Source organism: Streptomyces sp. NPDC060027 (assembly GCF_042737005.1).
Classification (GTDB): Bacteria; Actinomycetota; Actinomycetes; order Streptomycetales; family Streptomycetaceae; genus Streptomyces.
Window position 1 is genome coordinate 1 of sequence record NZ_JBHWVI010000458.1, and the last position, 1,480, is coordinate 1,480.

Sequence of the window (1,480 nt, forward strand, 5' to 3'; positions counted from 1 at the left end):
AACCTGGAGAACAGGTTCGGGCCCCTCGACGTACGCCGCCGCTTTCTCCCGCCACTACTGGGCGGCGCCCTGCTCGGCCGATCGCGCCGCCTCGCGTTCCGTGTGGGCCCGCGCCTGCGACAGGAAGCCGCCCGAACTCTCCAGGTGTGCGCGGACGAACCACTGGAACTGTTCGAGCGAGCGCAGCTGTTCGATGAGCAGGTCCTCGGTCACCGGATCGATCTTGCCGACCTCGGCCAGGGCCGCGCGGTGGTCCTCGACGATCCCTGTGTAGACGAGGTCGAGCGCGCCGAGGTGGGCGATGGCGTCGGCGCGGCCGACGCTGTAGTCGTCCCAGCTCCGCTCGGCGACGAGCGCGCCCGGCGTCCCGTGCGGAACCCCGCCGAGGGCGGAGATCCGTTCGGCCGTGTCATCGGCCATGTCACGCACACGGTCCACCTGGGGATCGAGCATTTCGTGAACGGCGATGAAATGCGGGCCCACCACATTCCAGTGGATGTGCTTCAGCGTGAGCGAAAGGTCGTTGAGAGCGTGGAGCCTTGTGCTCAGTGCCTCGATGATCCGGCCACCGTCGTGGGTACTGATGCCGGGAACCGTGTAGTGCGGTGTCGTGGAAGTCACCATGTGCCTTTCCTTCGCGCGCAGATCTATTGCGGGTGTTCTCGGTCGCGGATGTCCGTGGTGCGCCTACCAGCGGTACCAGCGGCCGCGACGGCCACCGGAGGCCCCCGGACGCGCCACGAATCCGACCAGCCAGACGACGAGCACGATGATCGCTATCCACCACAGCGCCTTGACGGCGAAACCGGCGCCGAAAAGGAGCAGGGCGAGCAGAAGAACGAGAAGCAGGGGAACCATCGGTATCAACCTCCAGTGCTTTCAAGTGCCCTGGTTCCTTTGAGTCACGCCTTCTATCGGGGCGCCGGGCCGTGCTCTGCGCGGGGGTGGAAGCGGCGGGAATCCGCCAGAGAGATGGCGTTGGGCCAAATAGGTTGTCTGAGGCGCCTGTTGCGAATGAATCGCCCTGAACCGGGCACACGGACGGAAACTCGTGAGAGGAGCCCTCGCCGTGCTCGTGCCCGACCCGAAGGTTGTCCGGAGGCTGCTGACGCGTTACGCGGCCCTGAAGATCGCGTACGCCGAGAAGGAGACGCTGGAGACGGCCCGCCGGCTGGAGGACGTCACGTACACGCTCTGTGTCATGACGGGAACGACCAGCGTGCACGACGCCGTCGTCGCGGCCGACGCCATGCTCGTGGCCGGAGGGAACCGGCGGGACGCTCAGCAGGGCGGACTGCTGGGAAACGGCACGTCGTCGGCTGTCTCGCCGAACGGGCTCTGCGCGCCCACCTCGCCGCTGACGCAGCCGCCCACCGAGGTGCGGGCCTTGAACGGCCAGAGCCTCGGCATGCCCGGGCCGCTCTTCTGACCGCCGGGCGTACGCGGGAAGTGGGGGTCACCACCCGGCCGGGTGGTGACC

At 67.8% G+C, this 1,480-nt stretch carries 3 protein-coding genes; 1 reads left to right on the forward strand and 2 read right to left on the reverse strand.

Annotated elements, in window-relative coordinates:
• Positions 1-54 precede the first annotated feature (54 nt).
• On the reverse strand, positions 55-624 hold the full coding sequence (locus ACFWBT_RS42985; protein ID WP_385710277.1) for a Dps family protein: 570 nt from the start codon (positions 622-624) through the stop codon (positions 55-57).
• Between the two features lie 63 nt (positions 625-687).
• Entirely contained in the window at positions 688-858 is a 171-nt protein-coding gene (locus tag ACFWBT_RS42990) for a hydrophobic protein (RefSeq protein WP_351557703.1), read from the reverse strand.
• Between the two features lie 211 nt (positions 859-1,069).
• Here ACFWBT_RS42990 and ACFWBT_RS42995 point away from each other — a divergent pair, with 211 nt between their 5' ends.
• A complete protein-coding gene (locus tag ACFWBT_RS42995; RefSeq protein WP_385710281.1) occupies positions 1,070-1,429 on the forward strand; it encodes a DUF5133 domain-containing protein in 360 nt (119 codons plus the stop codon).
• Positions 1,430-1,480: the final 51 nt, after the last annotated feature.